The organism is Rathayibacter sp. VKM Ac-2804 (assembly GCF_009866655.1).
Classification (GTDB): Bacteria; Actinomycetota; Actinomycetes; order Actinomycetales; family Microbacteriaceae; genus Rathayibacter.
On sequence record NZ_CP047420.1, the window covers coordinates 1219993 to 1241216 of the forward strand.

Here is a 21224-nt window from a genome sequence, read left to right on the forward strand (position 1 = left end):
ACGAGCGGCGCGGATCCGGACAGCACGGATCGCGACGGCGCCGTGGGCCGACCTCGGACTCGGAACGCAAGCGCGCTCGGCGCGGAATGGGAATGCAGCGTGGATCTCTTCGAATACCAGGCCCGTGATCTGTTCGAGAAGTACGGCGTGCCCGTGCTCCCCGGCATCGTCGCCGACACGCCGGAGGAGGTGCGCGCCGCGGCGGAGAAGCTGGGCGGCGTCACCGTCGTCAAGGCGCAGGTCAAGATCGGCGGCCGCGGCAAGGCGGGCGGCGTGAAGGTCGCGAAGACCGCGGACGACGCGTTCGAGGCGGCGAAGTCGATCCTCGGCCTGGACATCAAGGGCCACGTCGTCAAGCGCGTCATGGTCGCCGGCGGCGCCCGCATCGACCGCGAGTTCTACTTCTCGGTCCTGCTCGACCGGGCCAACCGCTCCTACCTCTCGCTCACCTCCTACGAGGGCGGCATGGAGATCGAGCAGCTCGCCGTCGAGCGGCCCGAGGCCCTCGCCCGCGTCGAGGTCGTCCCCGGCCAGGGCATCGACCAGGCCAAGGCCGAGGAGATCGCCCGCGCGGCGAAGTTCCCGGAGGAGCTGATCGCCAAGGTCGCCCCCGTGCTCGTGAAGCTCTACGACGTCTACACCGGCGAGGACGCGACGCTCGTCGAGGTCAACCCGCTCGTGCTCACCGAGGAGGGCGACATCGTCGCGCTCGACGGCAAGGTCTCGCTCGACGAGAACGCCGGCTTCCGCCACGCCGAGCACGCCGCGCTCGAGGACAAGGACGCGGCCGACCCGCTCGAGGCCAAGGCCAAGGAGAACGACCTCAACTACGTGAAGCTCGACGGCGAGGTCGGCATCATCGGCAACGGCGCGGGCCTGGTCATGTCGACGCTCGACGTCGTCGCCTACGCCGGCGAGAAGCACAACGGCGTCAAGCCGGCCAACTTCCTCGACATCGGCGGCGGAGCCTCCGCCCAGGTGATGGCGAACGGCCTCGACGTGATCCTCGGCGACGAGCAGGTCAAGAGCGTCTTCGTCAACGTCTTCGGCGGCATCACCGCCTGCGACGCGGTCGCCAACGGCATCCTGCAGGCCCTCGAGATCCTCGGCGACTCGGCCACCAAGCCGCTCGTCGTGCGCCTCGACGGCAACAAGGTGGAGGAGGGCCGCGCGATCCTCGAGGCCGCCGCCAACCCGCTCATCACCCTGGCCGCGACGATGGACGAGGGCGCCGACAAGGCCGCCGCACTCGCCGCCGCGTAACGACCCCCTCGACTCAAGGAATCAGAGAACAAGCATGTCGATCTTCCTCAACAAGGACTCCAAGGTCATCGTCCAGGGCATCACCGGCGGCGAGGGCACCAAGCACACCGCGCTGATGCTCAAGGCCGGCACGAACGTCGTCGGCGGCGTCAACGCCCGCAAGGCCGGCACGACCGTCACCCACGGCGACGTCGAGCTCCCCGTCTTCGGCACCGTCAAGGAGGCCATCGAGGCCACCGGCGCCGATGTCTCGATCGCGTTCGTCCCGCCCGCCTTCTCGAAGGACGCCGTCATCGAGGCGATCGACGCCGAGATCGGCCTCCTCGTCGTCATCACCGAGGGCATCCCGGTGCAGGACTCGGCCGAGTTCTGGGCCTACGCGCAGGAGAAGGGCAACAAGACCCGGATCATCGGCCCGAACTGCCCCGGCATCATCACGCCGGGCGAGTCGCTCGTGGGCATCACCCCCGCGACGATCACCGGCAAGGGCCCGATCGGCCTCGTCTCGAAGTCGGGCACCCTGACCTACCAGATGATGTACGAGCTGCGCGATCTGGGCTTCTCGACCGCCATCGGCATCGGCGGCGACCCGATCATCGGCACCACGCACATTGACGCCCTCGCGGCGTTCGAGGCGGACCCGGAGACCAAGGCGATCGTGATGATCGGCGAGATCGGCGGCGACGCCGAGGAGCGCGCGGCCGACTTCATCAAGGCGAACGTCACCAAGCCGGTCGTCGGCTACGTCGCGGGCTTCACCGCTCCCGAGGGCAAGACGATGGGCCACGCCGGCGCCATCGTCTCCGGCTCCGCGGGCACGGCGCAGGCGAAGAAGGAGGCCCTCGAGGCCGCCGGCGTCCGGGTGGGCAAGACGCCCTCCGAGACGGCCGACCTGCTCCGCGAGGTCTACGCGGCGCTGTAGCGCACCCACGTCCCGCGCGCGCCGCGGGACACGATCGGACGGGATCCTCTGCCTTGGCAGGGGGTCCCGTCGGTCGTTCGGGCCCCCGGCGGCGGTAGCGTGCAGGGGTGACCCGCCGCCTCGGACTCGACTTCCTGACCTTCGTCCCCTACCCGGAGGGCCCCGAGCAGCCGGGCGACGCGGCGCGGAGCCTGGAGGACGGCCTCGCGCTGTTCGAGCTCGCGGAGGAGCTCGGCTACGACACGGGCTGGGTGCGCGTGCGGCACTTCGAGCGCTTCCTCGCCTCGCCGATGACCTTCTTCGCGGCCGCCTCGCAGCGCACCAGCCGCCTCCGTCTCGGCACCGCGGTGATCGGCGCGCGCTACGAGTCGCCCGTCCGGCTCGCCGAGGACGCGGCGACCGTCGATCTTCTCTCCGGCGGCCGCCTCGACCTCGGCGTCAGCAGCGGCTTCGCGCACCTCGCCTCGGTCTTCGACGGCGTCTTCGGCCAGGCCGAGGGCGACTTCCGCGCCGAGGCGCAGGAGCGGATCGAGCGCCTGCGCGAGGCGCTCTCGGGCTCGGTGCTGGGCATCGCGGAGTCGGCCCTGATGTCGGTGCCGGTCGGCGACCCGCTCGTCCAGCAGCCGCACGCCCCCGGCCTCGCCGACCGGCTCTGGTACGGCGCCGGTACGACCTCCTCCGCCGTGCGCGCCGGCGAGCAGGGCATGCACCTCCAGGTCTCGACGCTCAACACGGAGGAGACCGGGCTGCCGTTCGCCGAGCAGCAGGCCGCGCAGATCCGCGCCTACCGCGAGGCGTTCGCCGCGGCCCACCCTGGACGCACCTCGCGGGTCACGGCGGGGCGGATCGTGCTGCCGCTCACCGGCCCCGCCGACGAGGAGGCGCACCGCCCCTTCATCGAGGGCTATCTCGCGCGGATGGACGACGACGGCCGGCCGCGCACCGCCGATCGCTCGATCATCGCGGCGCCGATGCGGTTCAGCCCGCTGCACGTCGGCACGGTCGAGGAGATCGTCGCGTCGCTCACGGCCGATCCCGCGCTGGCGGAGGCGGACTCGCTCACGATCACGCTGCCCGCGGTCGGCGGGGTCGCGTCCCACCGGCGGATCCTGGAGACGATCGCGCAGGACATCGCGCCGCGTCTGGGCTGGACGCCGGCCGCCTAGCCCCGGCGGTGCAGCAGCGCCGAGAGCGGCCGCTGCAGGATCAGCAGCAGCAGCCACCAGAGCCCGATCGACGGCAGGATCAGCGCGAGTGCGAGAGCGAGCACGAGGAGGGCGAACGGGACGACGGCCGGTGAGAGCCGGACCGGCCCGGCGCCCCCGCGCAGCAGTCCCGCGCGCCTTCTCAGCCGCAGCTCGATCAGCAGCAGGGCCCCGCTGACCACGACCATCGTGCCGATGTAGAGGCCGATCGTCGCGCGGGAGTCGGGCAGCAGCGCGATGGCGCTCGTCGAGAACGGGAAGAACGCGATCGCCACCAGCCAGAGCAGATCGAGCCAGACCAGCCCGGCGTCGTAGTCGCCGGCCAGCTCGAAGACCCGGTGGTGGGGAATCCAGAACACCGCGATCAGCGTGAAGGACAGCGCGAAGGCGAGCACCGTGTCGAGGTGCTCGACGAGGACCGCGCTCACGCCGCCGCCGTCGCGGGCGATCTCGGGGGCGAGCTCGACCAGGGGGAGCACGAGGATCGTGATCGCGATGGCCACGGTCGCGTCGGAGAAGTTCACCACGCGGTCCAGGCCCCGCTCGGTGCGCGCCGGGCGGTGCCGCTCGGGCGAGTGCCCGCGGTGCACCAGGCGCTCGATCGGGCCGGAGAGCAGCAGCAGCAGGAGCGCGAGCATGTTGACGCTCGGCACGGCGACGGCGAGCACGAGCGCGACGAGCAGCAGGGCGATCACGATCAGCGAGCGCGACAACGAGCGCGGCACGTCGACGCCGGGGGCGAGCAGCTCCGGGTCGCGCCGCACGATCAGCTGCATCGCCAGGGTCGCGGTGCTCGCGACGATCATGGTGCCGATGTAGAGCGCGAACACGCTCGGGTCGGTGGCGAAGACGTTCGACAGCAGATTCGCCGCGAACGGCAGCAGCACGATGGCCGCGAGCCAGACGAAGTTCACCGCGACCAGGGCGGGGGAGTAGCGGGCCACGCCCTCGAACACCGCGTGGTGCACCAGCCACAGCCGCCCGATCACGGCGAAGGTGATGAAGAACGCCGTGAGCGTGCCGGAGTGGCCGGCGAGCAGGGCGCCGAGGTCGGTCGCGCCGCCCTCCTCGACGACGTCGACGAGGGGGAGCACGAGGAACGTGATGGCGATGGCGACCGTGGCGTCGGTGAAGTTCACGAGGCGGTCGAGTCCGCGCTCGGTCCGCTCGCCGGTCGTCGTCACGGCTCGACCCTAGGGGACGGTCCGTCCTGTGAGGCGGGTGGATCTCGACGCGCCCGCTGCGCGGGCTACTCGACCAGCATGAGCAGCCCATGCTGGTCGAGTAGCCCCGGAGGGGCGTATCGAGACCCGCCCGCCTCAGCGCTGCTTCCGACGCTGGTCGGTCGCCGCTCGTCCGGGGCGTCGCTGAGCCGTCGCGGGCGGGGCCGCCGATAGGCTCGACAGGCTCATGAACCGGATCACCGTCGCACTCCTCGCCGCCTTCGACGCCGCGCTCTCGGCGCTGATCGGCCTCGCGATCCCGCTCGTGCCGCTGACGATCCTCTGGGCCGTCCAGTACGACACGGCGGTCGACTGGAGCGTCTTCTGGCGCGTCGCCGCCGACGCCTGGCTGCTCGGTCACGGCGCGGATCTGCGGGCCGCCTTCGCCCCCGACTCGCCGCTCGCGCTCGGGCTGCCGGACGGCGGGCAGCCCTTCGCGATCACGCTCGCGCCGCTCGCCTTCGCCCTCCTCGCGATCCTCCTCGGCGCCCGCACGGGCCGTCGTGCGCAGGAGTCGCCCTACCGGCTGCTCGGCATCGGCTCGGCGATCGCCACCTACCTCCTCGTCGCCCTCCTGGTCACCCTCGGTGCGACCACCGACGTCGCGCGGGTGGACGTCGTGCAGGGCACCCTGCTCCCGCCGCTCGTCTTCGCGCTCGGCGTGGTGATCGGAGCGGCGACCCACTCGGCCCGCAGCGGCGAGCGCGACCCGATCGGCGAGTTCGCCGAGCGGACGCTGCACCGCCTCCCCGAGCCGGCCGCGCCGCTCGTCCTCGCCTCGCTGCGGGGCGGGACGCTCGCAGCGGCCGGCGTGATCGGGGTCGCCGGCGTGCTCGTCGCGGTGCTGCTGGTGGCGGACTACGCCGCCGTCGTCGCGCTCTACGAGGGCCTCGGCGGCGAGGCGCTCGGCGGCCTCGCGCTGACGCTCGGGCAGCTGGCGATCCTCCCGAACCTGGTGATCTGGGCGGCGAGCTGGCTGATCGGGCCGGGCTTCGCCCTCGGCGCCGGGTCGTCCGTCGCTCCGGCCGGCACACTCCTCGGCCCGATCCCGTCGATCCCGGTGCTCGCCGCGCTGCCGCAGGGCGAGCTGTCGTTCGCCTTCCTCGGGCTGCTCGTGCCGCTGCTGGCGGGCTTCCTCGCCGGCTGGCGCCTGCGCGCGGAGGTCGTCGACGGGCTCGACGGCCGGTCGCTGCTGCGCTGGGGTGCGGCCGCGGCGGGTGGCATCGGCGTGGTCGGCGGTCTGCTGCTCGGGCTGCTCGCCTGGTTCTCGGCCGGGGCGGCCGGGCCGGGGCGCCTCGTGCAGGTCGGCCCGGACCCGTTGCTCGTCGGGGCGTTCGCGGCGCTCGAGCTGGCGCTCGCCGCGGGCCTCGGCCTCGCCGCCGGCCGCATCCGCCGCGGCTGAGCGCCGGGCCCGAGCGCCGGTGGTCGCCGCGGAGGCGTCCCCCTAGACTTGCGCAGTGCTGAAGTTGGTCGTCCTCATCTCCGGCGGTGGCTCCAATCTCCGCGCGCTGCTCGAGGCGACGCGCGACGACCGCTTCCCCGCCCGCGTCGTGGCGGTCGGCAGCGACACCGACGCCGACGGCCTCCGCCACGCCGAGGCGCACGACGTCCCCTCCTTCACCGTCACGCCCGGCGCGTTCGCCTCGCGCGACGCCTGGGGCGCCGAGCTGCTCGCGCAGATCCAGGGCTGGCAGCCCGACCTCGTCGTCTGCGCCGGCTTCATGCGGATCCTGCCGCCCGTCGTCGTCGACGCGCTCAGCCCGCGGATGATCAACACGCATCCCGCGCTGCTGCCGCACTTCCCCGGGGCGCACGCCGTCCGCGACGCCCTGGCCGCCGGCGCGACCGAGACCGGAGTGACGGTGCACGTCATCGACACCGGCGTCGACACCGGCCCGGTCATCGCCCAGGAGAGCCTCGCCGTGCTCCCGGGCGAGAGCGAGGCCGCGCTGCACGAGCGCATCAAGACCATCGAGCGTCGCCTGCTGGTGCAGACGGTGCTCGACATCGCCCACGGAACCGTCGACCTCGAGGAGCTCGCCCGCGCATGAGCATCACCGCACACGACCCCAGCAGCTACGACGACCGCGACGTCGTCCCCGTCCGCCGGGCGCTGATCTCGGTCAGCGACAAGACCGGACTGCTCGAGCTCGCCTCGGCGCTCGCGGGCGCCGGCGTCGAGCTGGTCTCGACCGGCTCGACCGCCGCGACCATCCGCGACGCGGGCCACTCCGTGACCGACGTCTCGGCCGTGACCGGCTTCCCGGAGTCGCTCGACGGCCGGGTGAAGACCCTGCACCCCGGCGTGCACGCGGGCATCCTCGCCGACGTCCGCCTCGCCTCGCACCGCGAGCAGCTCGAGCAGCTCCGGATCGCGCCGTTCGAGCTCGTCGTGGTGAACCTCTACCCGTTCCGCGAGACCGTCGCCGGGGGCGCCGACGCGGCGACCGTGGTCGAGAACATCGACATCGGCGGCCCCGCCCTCGTCCGCGCCTCGGCGAAGAACCACGCGAACGTGGCGATCGTCGTCGACCCGGCCGACTACTCCGGCATCGTCGCCGCGCTCGGCAGCGGCGGCACGACCCTCGCCGCCCGCCGCACCCTCGCCGCGCGCGCCTTCGCGCACACCGCCTCGTACGACTCCGCCGTCGCCGCCTGGTTCGCCGGGCAGGAGGCGGGCGGAGAGTCGGAGTTCCCCGGCTCGGTCGAGATCCGCGGCACCCGGCAGCAGGTGCTCCGCTACGGCGAGAACTCGCACCAGAAGGCCGCGCTCTACGTCTCGCCCGACGGCACCGGCATCGCCCAGGCGCGCCAGCTGCACGGCAAGGAGATGTCGTACAACAACTTCGTCGACGCCGACGCGGCCGTCCGCGCGGCCTACGACTTCGTCCTCCCCGCCGTCGCGATCATCAAGCACGCCAACCCCTGCGGCATCGCCATCGCCGGAGCGAAGGCGATCGACCCGATCGCGTCCGCGCACCGCCGCGCTCACGAGTGCGACCCGGTGTCGGCCTTCGGCGGCGTCATCGCCGCGAACCGCACCGTCACCCTGGCGATGGCCGAGACGGTGAAGGAGATCTTCACCGAGGTCCTCGTCGCCCCCGGCTTCGAGCCCGAGGCCCTCGAGGTGCTCAAGACCAAGAAGAACCTGCGCCTGCTGCAGCTGCCGGACTTCTACGCCCCCGTCGAGACCGAGTTCAAGCAGATCTCCGGCGGCATCCTGCTGCAGGAGCCCGACCGCTTCGTCGGCGGCCCCGGCGAGGTCAGCTCCGGCTGGGAGCTCGTCGCCGGCGAGCCCGCCGACGCGGACACCATGCTCGACCTCGAGTTCGCCTGGAAGGCCTGCCGCGCCGTGAAGTCAAACGCGATCCTGCTCGCGAAGGGCGGCGCCTCCGTCGGCGTCGGCATGGGCCAGGTCAACCGCGTCGACTCCTGCCACCTCGCCGTCTCCCGCGCCGGCGACCGCGCCCCCGGCTCCGTCGCCGCCTCCGACGCGTTCTTCCCCTTCGCCGACGGCCTCGAGGTCCTCCTCGCCGCCGGCGTGAAGGCCGTCGTCCAGCCCGGCGGCTCCGTCCGCGACCCCGAGGTCATCGACGCCGCGAAGCGCGCCGGCGTCACCATGTACACGACGGGGGAGCGGCACTTCTTCCACTGAGCGCCGCAGGCGCTCAGTGGGCGCTGTCTTCCACGCCGCTCCCTGCGCGGCGTGGCGCGGTCGGCTCCTCGGGGTGGTGCGTTCCGCAGAGCGGGTCGCGTCGGCCGCCGCGGGAATCGCTTGGCACGCGATCCCCGCCGAGCGCCCTCTCCCGGCGCTGTCTTCCACGCCGCTCCCTGCGCGGCGTGGCGCGGTCGGCTCCGCGGGTGGTGCGTTCCGTATAGCGGGTCGCGTCGGCCGCCGCGGGAATCGCTTGGCACGCGATCCCCGCCGAGCGCCCTCTCCCGGCGCTGTCTTCCACGCCGCTCCCTGCGCGGCGTGGCGCGGTCGGCTTCTCGGGGTGGTGCGTTCCGCAGAGCGGGTCGCGTCGGCCGCCGCGGGAATCGCTTGGCACGCGATCCCCGCACGCGCCCTCTCCCTTTCGGGAGTCGCGGTCTCGACGCGTCACTCTCCCCAAGTTGCGGTAGTGGCGCGCGACTACCGCGACTTGTGAGGAGTGGCGGGGGAGCGGGCGCGGCACGGCCCGGGCGCCGCTCTCAGACTGCTGCGAGGGTCCGGCCAGGGGCGGCAGGGGTGCGGGCGCGTAAGGTCTGCGGGTGCCCTCCGACTCGACGCTCCGCGCGCCCACCGCCCCGCCCGCCGCCACCGCCCCGACCGTGAGGCGGCGCCTGCTGACGGCGCTCGCCGCCGCGGCCGCCACGGCGGTCGCGGCCCACCTCGCCAATCTGCTCGCCTTCTTCATCGGCAACCAGCTGGCGCCGACGTCGATCCCGCAGGTCAACGCCTACTTCCTGCTCTCGAGCGTGCTCGCCTTCGTGGTGGTGCTCGTGCTCGCCGCGGCCGGGCTGCTCGCCCGCGCGTGGACGGCCGCGATCGCCGGACTCGTCGCGGGGCTCGTCGGCGCCGTCTTCGGCACCCTCGTGCAGGCCAGCGCGACGGGCGACCCCATCACCGGCGCGGTCTGGTTCTCCATCGTGCAGACCTTCGGCGGGCTCAACCTCGTCTTCCTGCTCGCCTTCGTGATCGCCGCCGCCACCCTCGGCCACCGCATCGCCATCGCCTCGACGGCCACCCGCGCCACGACGGCCGCCGCCGCCCGTCCGGAGCGCCGCATCGCCCTCGTCCGGCAGCCCGCGACCGACCTCGACGCCGGCGAGCTGACGCACCTCGACCGCGTCCCCGTCGACCGGGAGAAGGCGCAGCAGCAGTGGGAGGCCTACGTCGACGCGCTCGAGGAGGCCGGCTGGGAGACCGTCGAGGTCGCTCCCGCGCTCGCGATGCCCGACTCCGTCTTCCTCGAGGACGCGCTGCTCGTCGTCGACGGCCACGCCGTCCTCACCCGCCCGGGCGCCGCGTCGCGCCGCGGCGAGGTCGAGGGCGCGGAGGAGGCCGCCCGCGCCCTCGACCTGGTCGTGCACCGGATCGAGGCGCCCGGCACCCTCGAGGGCGGCGACGTCCTGCGCGTCGGCTCCACCGTCTACGTGGGCCGCGGCGGCCGCACCAACGCCGACGGGATCGCGCAGCTGCGGGCCCTGCTCCGCCCGCTCGGCCTGGCGGTCGTGGCGGTCCCGCTCACCCGGGTGCTGCACCTCAAGAGCGCGGTGACCGCGCTGCCCGACGGCACCGTGATCGGCTGGGAGGCCGTCGTCGACGAGCCGCGGCTGTTCCCCTCGTTCCTGCCGATGCCGGAGGAGGGCGGTGCGCACGTGGTCGTGCTCGCCCCGGACACGCTGCTGATGGCGGCGTCCGCGCCGCGCAGCGCGGAGCTGCTCCGCGACCTCGGCTACCGCGTCGTGTCCGTCGACGTCTCGGAGTTCGAGAAGCTCGAGGGCTGCGTCACCTGCCTGTCGGTGCGGGTGCGCTGACGCCGGGCAGCGGCCCGGGTGCCGGCCGCGTCGGCGCTGCGGGGATCCGCGACAGTGGTCGCGGGCGGCACTGGACGCCGTCGGCGGGCCGGGTATAGCCTTCAAGGCTGCCCAGGGCCCGGAACGGGCCGGCGGCATCCCCGGCCCCCTGAGTGCTCGCGCATCCGGAGGGCTCCGTCCTCCGTCGCGAAAGCCCAGCACCGTGCTCGCACAGTCCTCTCCGCCCGCCGCTCCGAAGCGCCCGAACACGCTCCGCACCCTGCTGCGCCTGGTCCCGTTCGTCGGCGACGCGCTGCCGCGCCTGGTCGGCGGCATCGCGATCGCGCTCGTGGCGAGCCTCGTCTCGCTCGCGATCCCGATCGTCCTGCAGCAGCTGGTCGACGGACCGCTCGGCGACGGCGCGACCGCCGCCGGCTCCGGCGACCTCGGCCCGCTGATCGGCCCGGTCGTCGTCGTGCTCCTGCTCGGCGTGCTCGAGGCCGCCGCGATCGCGCTGCGGCGCCGGATGGTGCTCACGCCGAGCACGCGCGTCGAGGCGCGGATGCGCACCGCGCTCTACCGCCAGCTCCAGGACCTGCCCGTCTCGTTCCACGACCGCTGGCAGAGCGGGCAGCTCCTCTCCCGGGCGATGAGCGACCTCAGCCTCATCCGCCGCTGGATCGCCTTCGGCTTCGTGCTGCTCGTGGTGAACGCGCTGACGATCGTCGTCGGCTTCGGCGTGCTCGTCTACTGGAACCCGATCCTCGGCGCGCTCTTCGTGGCCTGCTCGATCCCGGTCTGGATCTACGGCTTCGCCTTCGAGAAGCGCTATTCGAGCATCGCGCGCCGCAGCCAGGACCAGGCCGGCGACCTCGCCACCACGGTCGAGCAGTCGGTGCACGGCATCCGCGTCCTCAAGGCCTTCGGCCGCCACCAGCACGCGCTCGCCGGCTTCGCCGACCAGGCGGAGAAGCTGCGCGGCACGGAGGTGGAGAAGGCGAAGGCCATCGCGGGCATCTGGGTGGTCCTGCTGCTCATCCCCGACATCGCCTTCGCGCTCTGCCTCCTCGCCGGCGTCTGGCTCGCCGCGGACGGGCAGCTCAGCGTCGGCGAGCTCTTCGCCTTCTTCGCCACCGCCACGGTGCTGCGGTGGCCGGTCGAGTCGATCGGCTTCCTCCTCTCGATGACGTTCGACGCGCGCACCGCCGTCGACCGCTACTTCGAGGTGATGGACAGCCGGAACACGATCATCGATCCGGAGTCGCCCGAGACGATCGCCCGTCCGCTCGGCCGGGTGCGCTTCCGCGGCGTGCACTTCCGCTACCAGGACGCTCCGGAGCGCTTCCCGGACCTCCTCGACGGCGTCGACCTCGAGGTCGAGCCCGGTGAGACGATGGCGCTCGTCGGCCTCACCGGCTCCGGCAAGACCACGCTGACCGCCCTGCTGCCGCGGCTCTACGACGTGACCGGCGGAGCGATCGAGATCGACGGCGTCGACGTGCGGCAGCTGCGCCGCGACGAGCTGCGCTCCCACGTCGGCATGGCCTTCGAGGACGCGACGCTCTTCTCCACCTCGGTGCGCGAGAACGTGCTGCTCGGCCGCCCCGACGCGACGGAGGAGGAGCTGCTCGAGGCGCTCGAAATCGCACAGGCCGACTTCGTGCACACCCTTCCCGACGGGCTCGACACCACCGTCGGCGAGGAGGGGATGAGCCTCTCCGGCGGCCAGCGCCAGCGGCTCGCCCTCGCCCGCGCGATCGCTGCGCGGCCCGCCGTCCTCGTCCTCGACGACCCGCTGTCCGCCCTCGACGTCGACACGGAGGCACGGGTCGAGAAGGGACTGCGCCGCGTGCTCGGCGACACCACCGCGCTGATCGTCGCCCACCGCCCCTCGACGGTGGCCCTCGCCGACCGCGTCGCCCTCCTCGAGGAGGGCCGCGTCACTGCGGTCGGCACCCACACCGAGCTGCTCGCGAGCAGCCCGCACTACCGCTTCGTCATCTCGAGCCTCGAGGAGGACGAGCTCGCCCGCCCGCGCGGCACCGAGCGCGTCGGCTCCCGCCCGCGCATCGAGGCCGAGCTGACGGACCTGACCGACCTCACGGAGCTGGAGACCAGATCATGAGCACGCTCGGATCGACCGAGGAGCGCGACGACCTCACCCGCGCGGAGTCGGCGGCCCTGCGCCGGCGCTCGCTCGCCCTGCTGGGGTCGCTGCTGCGCCCGCTGCGGATGCGGCTGGTGCTGACCGCGGTCGTCGTGGTCGTCTCGACCGCGGCCCAGGTCGCCGGACCGGCGCTGATCGCGCTCGGGATCGACAACGGCCTGCCCGCCGTGCTCGACGGCGATGCGACCCCGCTCGCCCTCACCGTGATCGCCTACGTGCTGACCGGCGTGATCGGCGCGGTCCTCGTCGCCTGGTACACCGTGCTGTCCGCGCGGGTGAGCCAGACGATCCTGATCGACCTGCGCAAGCGCGTCTTCCTGCACACCCAGAAGCTGAGCCTCGAGTTCCACGAGAACTACACCTCCGGGCGGATCATCTCGCGCCAGACCAGCGACCTCGACTCGATCCGCGAGCTGCTCGACTCCGGCATCAACCAGCTGGTGCAGGGCGCCCTCTACATGGGCTTCGTCGCCATCGCGCTCGTCTCGCTCGACGGCGTCAGCGGTCTCGTGCTCGCCTGCGCGCTCGTGCCGCTCGCGATCCTGACCCGCTGGTTCCAGAAGCGGTCGCAGTCGCTGTTCCGCGGGACCCGCGTCGCCTCGTCCCGTCTGATCGTGCAGTTCGTCGAGACGATGACGGGCATCCGCGCCGTGCAGACCTTCCGCACCCAGGAGCGCAACGAGTCGGCCTTCGGCGTCGTCGTCGAGCGCTACCGGGTCGCCTACAAGAAGGTCTTCGGCGTCTTCGGCACCTTCGACCCCGGTCTCGTGCTGATCGGCAACGTGACGATGGCGGCCGTGCTCTTCTTCGGCGGGATGCGCGTGCTCGACGGCGGTCTCGAGATCGGCGCCCTGCTCGGCGTGCTGCTCTACACCCGCCGCTTCTTCGCGCCGGTGCAGGAGATGGCGATGTTCTACAACTCCTACCAGTCCGCCGCGGCCGCGCTCGAGAAGATCTCGGGCGTCCTCGCGGAGGAGCAGAGCGTCCCGGATCCGGCGCACCCGGTGGACCTGCGCGAGGCGCGCGGTGCGCTCGGCTTCGAGGGGGTCCGCTTCGCCTACACGACCGATCGCGAGATCCTGCCGCGCTTCGATCTGCGGATCCCCGCCGGCCAGACCATCGCGCTGGTCGGCTCGACGGGCGCCGGCAAGTCGACGCTGGCCAAGCTCATCTCGCGCTTCTACGACCCGACCGACGGAGTGGTGACGCTCGACGGCGTCGACCTGCGACAGCTGCACCCGAAGGACCTGCGCCGCGCGATCGTGATGGTGACCCAGGAGGCGTACCTCTTCTCCGGCTCCGTCGCCGACAACATCGCGATCGGCCGGCCCTCGGCCTCCTACGACGAGATCGTCGACGCGGCGAAGGCGGTCGGCGCGCACGCGTTCATCCAGGCGCTGCCGGACGGCTACGACACCGACGTGAACAAGCGCGGCGGGCGGGTCTCGGCCGGGCAGCGCCAGCTGATCTCGTTCGCGCGCGCATTCCTGGCGGACCCGGCGGTGCTGATCCTGGACGAGGCGACCTCCTCGCTCGACATCCCGAGCGAGCGGCTGGTGCAGCTCGGTCTGCAGACGCTGCTCGCCGATCGGACCGCGGTGATCATCGCGCACCGGCTCTCGACGGTCGCCATCGCCGACCGGGTGCTGGTGATGGAGCACGGCCGGATCGTCGAGGACGGGACCCCGGAGGCGCTCATCGCCGGCGACGGCCGCTTCGCCACCCTGCACGCGGCCTGGCGCGACTCCCTCGTCTAGCGGCCGGAGCGGCCGCCGCGGTCAGGGTGTCCAGCGCGCGGCGCGGACGTCCACCCGGTAGCCGCTCGGCGTCGTGACCAGCGGCGTGCCCTCGCGCTCGTAGTGCTCGCGGGCGCGCTCCTCGTGTCCGACGGCGGGAGCGCCGCCGGAGCGGACCACGCGCCACCAGGCGACGTCGGAGCCGTAGCGGGCGAGGACGGTGCCGACCGCGCGTGCGGCGCGGGTGCCGAGTACCGCGGCGATCTCTCCGTAGGCCATCACGCGGCCGGGCGGGATCGCCTCGACGACGGCGAGCACCGCGGAGACGAAGTCGGCGGGGTCCGCCTCTCCGTCCTCAGGACGAGCGGTCAGAGCTTCAGCGCCCCGATGTTCTCGCCGTACGGAGTCTCGCCGATGACCTCGAAGCCGATCCAGCGGAAGAACTGCTCGGGACCGTCCGCACCCGACTCCCAGATCACGGTGAGGGTGTCGAAGCCGCGGGCGCGCGCCTCGTCGGCGGCGGCGCGGACGGCGAAGGTGCCGACGCCGCGGCCCTGCTTCGCCGCGTCGATGTTGATCCGCCAGATGCAGCTGCGGAACTCCTCGGGCGCCTGCGGGTCGAAGTGCGCGTGGATGAAGCCGACGAGCTCGTCGCCGTCGAGGATCGCCCGCTGCCAGGCGGCGCCGGGGTCGATCACGGCGGCCGCGGCGGAGTACGACTCCGGTGCGACGAACTGCTCCTGACCCGGTTTGAGGCTCAGTCCGTTGACGGCGGAGATGTTCGCGGCCGACAGCTCTTCCAGGCGGAGGTCACTCATGCGGCCCAATCTAGCGGCCCGGCCGGACGGCGGTCATCCTCCTCGCGGACGACCGACGCGTTCCGCGGGGTGCGCGAGTCGGTCCGCCGCAGAACTGTCTCGACATCGAGATACTTCAGGCCTCGGGTAGGCTGGTCGAGGCCGTCTGGAGCGGCCGCGGAGCCACCCGTCCCTCGCAGCAGCGGGCCGGTGCAACGAGACCCTGGGAGTGCAATGTCGAAGATCAAGGTTGAAGGAACCGTCGTCGAGCTCGACGGCGACGAGATGACGCGGATCATCTGGCAGAAGATCAAGGACACCCTGATCCACCCGTACCTCGACGTGAACCTCGAGTACTACGACCTCGGCATGGAGTACCGCGACCAGACCGACGACCAGGTCACGATCGACGCGGCCCACGCCATCCAGAAGCACGGCGTCGGCGTCAAGTGCGCGACCATCACGCCCGACGAGGCGCGCGTCGAGGAGTTCGGCCTGAAGAAGATGTGGAAGTCGCCCAACGGCACCATCCGCAACATCCTCGGCGGCGTCATCTTCCGCGAGCCGATCATCATCTCGAACATCCCGCGCCTGGTGCCCGGCTGGAACAAGCCGATCATCATCGGCCGCCACGCCTTCGGCGACCAGTACCGCGCCACCGACTTCGTCTTCAAGGGCAAGGGCACGCTCACCGTCGAGTTCACCCCCGAGGACGGCTCCGAGCCGATGAAGTTCGAGGTCTACAAGGCCCCCGACGACGGCATCGCGCAGGTCCAGTACAACCAGGACTCGTCGATCCGCGACTTCGCGCGCTCCTCGCTCAACTACGGCCTGACCCGCAACTACCCGGTCTACCTCTCCACGAAGAACACGATCCTCAAGGCCTACGACGGCCGCTTCAAGGACATCTTCGAGGAGATCTTCGAGACCGAGTTCAAGGAGCGCTTCGAGGCCGCCGGCCTCACCTACGAGCACCGCCTCATCGACGACATGGTCGCCTCGGCCATGAAGTGGGAGGGCGGCTACGTCTGGGCCTGCAAGAACTACGACGGCGACGTCCAGTCCGACACCGTCGCGCAGGGCTTCGGCTCGCTCGGCCTGATGACCTCGGTGCTCTCCACCCCCGACGGCAGCGTCGTCGAGGCGGAGGCGGCGCACGGCACCGTCACGCGCCACTACCGCCAGCACCAGGCCGGCAAGCCCACCTCGACGAACCCGATCGCCTCGATCTACGCCTGGACGCGCGGCCTTGCGCACCGCGGCAAGCTCGACGGCAACCAGGAGCTCATCGACTTCTCGCTGACCCTCGAGGACGTCGTCATCAAGACGGTCGAGTCCGGCAGCATGACGAAGGACCTCGCGCTCCTCGTCGGCCCCGACCAGGCCTGGCAGACGACCGAGGAGTTCCTCGCGACGCTCGACGAGAACCTCAAGGCGCGCATGGCGAGCTGATCTCCGGCTCGCACGAACGGCTCCGGCCCGCGGGAATCCTCGGATTCCCCGGGCCGGAGCCGTTTCCGCGTGCCGAGGGAGCACCGGGGCGGCGACCCGTCAGAGCACGCGGGCCAGCTGCTCCATCGCCGCGGCGGCGTCGTCGCCGATCGGGACGAGCACCGTGCTGGCCGCCCCGGCCGCGTGCAGCTCGTCGATCCGCGCGCGAGCGGTCTCCGGCGTCCCGACGACCGCGAGCCGGTCGACCCACTCGTCGGGCAGGTCCCGGACGAAGGCGGCGCGGTCGGCGCTCCGGGCGCGCAGCTGTGCGAACTCCTCGGCGAAGGGCAGCGGCTCGAGGTGCGGCGCCCAGTCCGGCTCGCCGATCCACTCGAGTCCGGGCCGCACGGCGTCGCGCGCGGTGACGGCGTCGTCCGCGACCGCCGCGACGTTGTAGGCGACGACGCGGCCGGGCGTCCCCATCTGCTCCCGGGCGCGGGCGAGGTACTCCGGAGCGACCGGCTCGGCGAGGATCGCGCCGTCGGCGATGCGCCCGGCCAGCTCGAGCGAGCGCGGCCCGCGCACCCCGGCCAGCAGCGGCGGCACGACCCGCGGCGGCGACTCGAGCCGCAGGCCGTCGACGTGCACGTAGCGCCCGTCGCGCGTCACCTCCTCGCCGGCGAGCAGCGCGCGGATCGCGTCGAACTGCTCGGAGAGCAGGGTCAGCGGGCTCCTCGGCCAGACGCCGAGTCCGCGCATCCAGCCCGGCATGCCGTGGCCGATGCCGGCGTGGACGCGGCCGGGGAAGAGCTCGGCGAGGGTGCCGAGCTCCATCGCGGTGAAGGCGGCGGTGCGGACGGCGGCCGGCAGGATCCCGATGCCGACGACGATCCGCTCGGTCGCGGCGAGGACGGCAGCGGCCTGGGCGATGCCGCCGCGGAAGCCGAGGTCCTCGACGACCCAGAGCTCGTCGAAGCCGAGCTCCTCGGCGCGGCGAGCGTAGGGCAGGACCTGGGCAGCGGGGAGATCGCGGGGGAGCAGGACGCCGACGGCGGCGTCGGGATTCGGGGTGCGCATCCCGTCAGCGTAGGACGACGACGGGCACGTCCCCGAAATGGGGGCAGGCGGATCCCCGCGAATCCGACGCGGCTGTCCCCCGAAGGAGGACTTCGTTACCTGTTCGTAACAGAGCCGGGCGATCCAGTTCGTAGGGTCGACTCTGTGCGAGAACCGATCCGGTTCCCAGCAACTGTGAGTAAAGGACATCGATTGCCGCTTCACTTGTCCCACCGTCCACCCGTCCGCCGCGCTGAGAAGCGCCTCCTCGCCGGCCTCGCCGCCCTCGGCATCGCCGCCTCGGGCGCGTTCGCCGTCCAGGCCGCGTCGGCCGCCCCGCTCGTCGGCGGCGCCGCTCTCGTCGGCGGACTCTCCTCGCTCCAGACCTTCGACGACGGCGAGTACGTCGTCACGCTCGTCGAGCCGTCCGCCGCGACCTACGAGGGCACCGACGCCCGCTTCGCCCGGACCGCTCCGGACGCCGGCGCTCAGCTGCAGGCCCGCTCGGCTCCCGTCGAGGACTACTCCGCGCACCTCGAGCAGCGGCAGGACGACGTGGCCGCCGCCGTCGACGCCGCGATCGGCTACCACTACACGGTCGCCCTCAACGGCTTCTCCGCCTCGCTGACGAGCGCGCAGGCGAGCACCCTCGCCGGCCGCAAGGACGTCGCGCAGGTGCGGGAGGTCGAGGATCTGAAGCTCGACCGCGCCCCTGCGTCGACCGCTCCGGCCCCCGCTGCCACGGGCGACGCGGGCATCCCCGTCCCCGACACCGGTCAGGAGTCGTCCACGAGCTTCCTCGGCCTGGACGGCGACGGCGGAGTCTGGGACACCGTCGGCGGTGTCGACGAGGCGGGCGAGGGCATCGTCGTCGGAGTGATCGACTCCGGCATCGCCCCCGAGAACCCGTCGTTCGCGGGCGCTCCGCTCGCGACCTCCGCGGGTGCCGCTCCCTACACCGACGGCACCACCGTCAGCTACGCCAAGTCCGACGGCACCACCTTCGTCGGCTCCTGCTCGCCCGGCCTCGCCGCGTCCGAGCAGTGGGACGGCGGCGAGTGCAACCAGAAGCTGATCGGCGCCCGCTGGTTCCTGGGCGCGAACGAGAAGGCCGGCTCGACCGACAACCCGGAGTACCGCTCGCCGCGCGACGCGGACGGCCACGGCTCGCACACCGCGAGCACGGCGGCCGGCAACGCCGACGTCGAGGCGTCGGTGGACGGCTACGACTACGGCACCATCTCCGGTGTCGCCCCCGCCGCGAAGGTCGCCGCCTACAAGGTCTGCTGGAACGGCGACGTGAACGGCACCGACGACGACGACTACTGCTCCGGCAGCGGCATCCTGGCCGCGATCAACGCGGCCGTCGCCGACGGCGTCGACGTCATCAACTTCTCGATCGGCGGCGGTTCCGCCGTCTCGACGCTGACCCCCTACGACGAGGCGTTCCTGAACGCCGCGGCCGCGGGTGTCTTCGTGGCCGCCTCGGCCGGCAACTCCGGTCCCGGCGTCTCGACCCTCGACCACGCCTCGCCGTGGTACACCACGGTCGCCGCCTCCTCGATCCCGACCTACACCGCCACCGCCACCCTCGGCGACGGCCAGGCCTTCGTCGGCGGATCGATCAGCGTGCACGACGACGTCACCGGTCCGCTCGTGAACAGCGCCGACGTGGTCGTCGCCGGGACCGAGAACCCCGACATCTGCGCGCCGGGCTCGCTCGACGCGGCGAAGGTGGCCGGGAAGATCGTCGCCTGCACCGCGGGCGTCACCGCCCGCGTCTCCAAGTCGGCCGAGGTCGACCGGGCCGGCGGCATCGGCATGCTGCTGCTGAACCCGTTCCCGAACGCCCTGCACGTCGACGACCACTCGGTCCCGTCGATCCAGATCGACTCGCAGGCCTACGACGCGATCACCGCGTACGCCGGCACCGCGGGCGCGACGGCGACGCTGACCGAGGGCAACGCGACCGGCACCGAGATCCCGGTGCCGCAGGTCGCAGGCTTCTCCTCGCGCGGTCCTGCCGAGGCGGACGGCACGGACGTGCTCAAGCCCGACCTCACGGCGCCCGGCGTCGCGATCCTCGCCGACAGCTTCAACGCCGAGGGCGACGACCCCGCCTTCGCGTTCGAGTCCGGCACGTCGATGTCCTCCCCGCACATCGCGGGACTCGCCGCGCTCATCCTCGGCACGACCCCGAACGCGTCGCCGTCGGCGGTCAAGTCGGCCATGATGACGACCTCCTACGACAGCGTCGACCAGGCGGGGAACGCGTCCGGGGACGTCTTCGCGCAGGGCGCCGGACACGTCGACCCGACGGCGTTCCTCGACCCCGGTCTGCTCTACGAGAGCGGCACGAGCGACTGGATCGCGTTCCTCAAGGGGGCCGGCTACGTCTTCGCCGACCCCGAGCTCGACGCGGTCGAGGAGATCGACCCGTCCGACCTCAACCAGGCCTCGATCGCGATCGGCGCCCTCGCGGGGACCCAGACGATCACCCGCACGGTGACCTCCACCGAGGCCGGCAGCTACACCGCCGCCCTCGACATCCCGGGGATCGACGCCGTCGTCTCGCCGTCGACCCTCTCCTTCACCGGAGCGGGCCAGACCGCCGAGTACACGGTGACCTTCACGAGGACCGACGCCGAGCTCGCCGAGTTCGCGACCGGCTACCTCATTTGGTCGAGCACCGAGCACGAGGTCCGCAGCCCCGTGGCCGTCCGCCCCGTGCTGCTGGACGCGCCCTACGAGGTCTCGGGCTCCGGCTCGACCGGCTCGACGAGCGTCGAGATCGTCCCCGGCATCGACGGCGCGCTGCCGCTGACGCCGAGCGGTCTCGCGGTGGGAGTCCTCGCCGAGGACGCGACCGCGGCCGACGGCCACACGGGCACGCTGCCGGAGGGCGAGACGTTCGAGACGACCGTCGAGGTCCCCGAGGGCACCGAGTTCGCCCGGTTCGACCTCGACTCGCTCGACGACACCGCCGACCTCGACCTGACGGTCTCGCAGATCGTCGACGGTGAGGCTGTGGCCACGGCGACCAGCGCGACGGGCTCCGCCGACGAGCGCGTCGACCTGGTCGACCCCGAGGCCGGCAGCTACCTCGTCTCGGCCGACATCTACGCGGTGGGCGCGGACCCGGAGGCGACCTTCGACCTCCGGAGCTTCCTCATCGCGGCGGACGGCGGCGAGGGCTCGCTGAGCACCGCTCCCGAGGCCGTCGACGCCGTCCTGGGCGAGCCGACGAGCTACTCCGTCTCCTGGACGGGCCTCGCCGGCCCGGCGCAGTACCTCGGCAGCATCGCCTACGCCGACTCGGGTCTCGCGACCCTCGTCAGCGTGGACGTCACCGAGGCGTCGACGCCGGTGCCGACGGCGACGCCCACCGCCGGACCGACGGCCGAGCCGACCGCGACGCCGACGGCGGGACCGACGGCGACGCCGGCTCCGACCGGCACGCCGACCGCCGGACCGACCGCGCCTCCCGCGCCGACCTCGACGCCCACCGCCGGACCGGGCGCGCCCGGCCACGGCTCGGGCGGCCTGCCCTCCACCGGCTTCGGCGGCGGACTGCTCGGCGCCGGCGCCCTGGCGCTGATCGGCGCCGGAGCGGTGCTGACGGGACTGCGCCGCCGCGCGGCCGCGCAGCGTGAGGCGGGCGCCGCGGAGTAGCCTCCGCAGCCCGTCGCGACGGCCGCTCCGCTCGCCCCTCCGGGGGCGGCGGGGCGGCCGTCCGTCGTGGTGCCGATCCCGGACGCCGTCCGGTCGACGCGTCCCGCCTCGACCGACGTTCCGCGCCGCGTCGCGGTGGCGTCCCGCGTCGTCTCCTCGTCTCCACCTCGGTCGCCGATCCCCGGCATCACGCGGAGGCGACCGGTCCTCGCGCCTTCCGTCTCCTGCCCGTGATGTGAACGACGCGTCCTGA

At 72.8% G+C, this 21224-nt stretch carries 15 protein-coding genes; 11 read left to right on the forward strand and 4 right to left on the reverse strand.

Annotated elements, in window-relative coordinates; all coding sequences use genetic code 11:
* Window positions 1-99: 99 nt before the first annotated feature.
* The 3 genes from sucC (at window position 100) to GTU73_RS05740 (ending at window position 3351) form a co-directional block, all read left to right on the forward strand.
* The gene (gene sucC, locus GTU73_RS05730) at window positions 100-1263 is read left to right on the forward strand and encodes an ADP-forming succinate--CoA ligase subunit beta (protein ID WP_160087708.1); all 1164 of its coding nucleotides are present in this window, start codon (window positions 100-102) and stop codon (window positions 1261-1263) included.
* 34 nt (window positions 1264-1297) lie between these two features.
* Window positions 1298-2185, forward strand: coding sequence for a succinate--CoA ligase subunit alpha (sucD, locus tag GTU73_RS05735; RefSeq protein ID WP_123445113.1), 888 nt, complete (start codon window positions 1298-1300; stop codon window positions 2183-2185).
* Between the two features lie 107 nt (window positions 2186-2292).
* Window positions 2293-3351: an LLM class flavin-dependent oxidoreductase gene (locus GTU73_RS05740; protein ID WP_160087710.1), complete on the forward strand. Its 1059-nt coding sequence runs from the start codon at window positions 2293-2295 to the stop codon at window positions 3349-3351.
* Here the strand turns inward: GTU73_RS05740 and GTU73_RS05745 are convergent.
* Window positions 3348-4574: a TMEM175 family protein gene (locus GTU73_RS05745; protein WP_160087712.1), complete on the reverse strand. Its 1227-nt coding sequence runs from the start codon at window positions 4572-4574 to the stop codon at window positions 3348-3350. The two genes, GTU73_RS05740 and GTU73_RS05745, sit on opposite strands and share 4 nt — an antisense overlap.
* A gap of 226 nt (window positions 4575-4800) precedes the next feature.
* On the opposite strand from GTU73_RS05745, the gene GTU73_RS05750 reads away from it, so the two are divergent.
* From GTU73_RS05750 to GTU73_RS05775, 6 genes are all read left to right on the forward strand, one after another.
* Window positions 4801-6015 (forward strand): DUF6350 family protein, encoded by a 1215-nt coding sequence (locus GTU73_RS05750; protein WP_160087714.1) that lies wholly within the window; start codon window positions 4801-4803, stop codon window positions 6013-6015.
* A 55-nt stretch (window positions 6016-6070) separates the two neighbouring features.
* Window positions 6071-6664 carry a phosphoribosylglycinamide formyltransferase gene (purN, locus tag GTU73_RS05755; protein WP_160087716.1) on the forward strand — a complete coding sequence of 198 codons (594 nt, stop codon included), beginning with the start codon at window positions 6071-6073 and terminating at the stop codon, window positions 6662-6664.
* Entirely contained in the window at window positions 6661-8268 is a 1608-nt protein-coding gene (purH, locus tag GTU73_RS05760; RefSeq protein ID WP_160087718.1) for a bifunctional phosphoribosylaminoimidazolecarboxamide formyltransferase/IMP cyclohydrolase, read from the forward strand. Before purN ends, purH begins: the two co-directional genes overlap by 4 nt.
* 596 nt (window positions 8269-8864) lie before the next feature.
* Window positions 8865-10133 (forward strand): dimethylargininase, encoded by a 1269-nt coding sequence (gene ddaH / locus GTU73_RS19465; protein ID WP_279630805.1) that lies wholly within the window; start codon window positions 8865-8867, stop codon window positions 10131-10133.
* 202 nt (window positions 10134-10335) lie between these two features.
* Window positions 10336-12237 (forward strand): ABC transporter ATP-binding protein, encoded by a 1902-nt coding sequence (locus GTU73_RS05770; RefSeq protein ID WP_160087720.1) that lies wholly within the window; start codon window positions 10336-10338, stop codon window positions 12235-12237.
* Entirely contained in the window at window positions 12234-14036 is a 1803-nt protein-coding gene (locus tag GTU73_RS05775; RefSeq protein WP_160087722.1) for an ABC transporter ATP-binding protein, read from the forward strand. The genes GTU73_RS05770 and GTU73_RS05775 overlap by 4 nt, the downstream gene beginning before the upstream one ends.
* A gap of 21 nt (window positions 14037-14057) precedes the next feature.
* Here GTU73_RS05775 and GTU73_RS05780 read toward each other — a convergent pair whose 3' ends face one another.
* Entirely contained in the window at window positions 14058-14333 is a 276-nt protein-coding gene (locus GTU73_RS05780; protein ID WP_244231783.1) for an MGMT family protein, read from the reverse strand.
* 50 nt (window positions 14334-14383) lie between these two features.
* A complete protein-coding gene (locus tag GTU73_RS05785; protein WP_123445122.1) occupies window positions 14384-14833 on the reverse strand; it encodes a GNAT family N-acetyltransferase in 450 nt (149 codons plus the stop codon).
* Window positions 14834-15046: 213 nt separating this feature from the next.
* Here GTU73_RS05785 and GTU73_RS05790 point away from each other — a divergent pair, with 213 nt between their 5' ends.
* Window positions 15047-16264, forward strand: coding sequence for an NADP-dependent isocitrate dehydrogenase (locus GTU73_RS05790; protein WP_123445123.1), 1218 nt, complete (start codon window positions 15047-15049; stop codon window positions 16262-16264).
* 99 nt (window positions 16265-16363) lie between these two features.
* On the opposite strand, the gene GTU73_RS05795 is transcribed toward GTU73_RS05790, so the two are convergent.
* Window positions 16364-17320 carry an LLM class flavin-dependent oxidoreductase gene (locus tag GTU73_RS05795; RefSeq protein ID WP_160087724.1) on the reverse strand — a complete coding sequence of 319 codons (957 nt, stop codon included), beginning with the start codon at window positions 17318-17320 and terminating at the stop codon, window positions 16364-16366.
* A 204-nt stretch (window positions 17321-17524) separates the two neighbouring features.
* Between GTU73_RS05795 and GTU73_RS05800 the strand changes: the two genes are divergently transcribed.
* Window positions 17525-20971, forward strand: a complete 3447-nt coding sequence (locus tag GTU73_RS05800; protein WP_160087726.1) for a S8 family serine peptidase — start codon at window positions 17525-17527, stop codon at window positions 20969-20971.
* The last annotated feature ends 253 nt before the right edge of the window (window positions 20972-21224 follow it).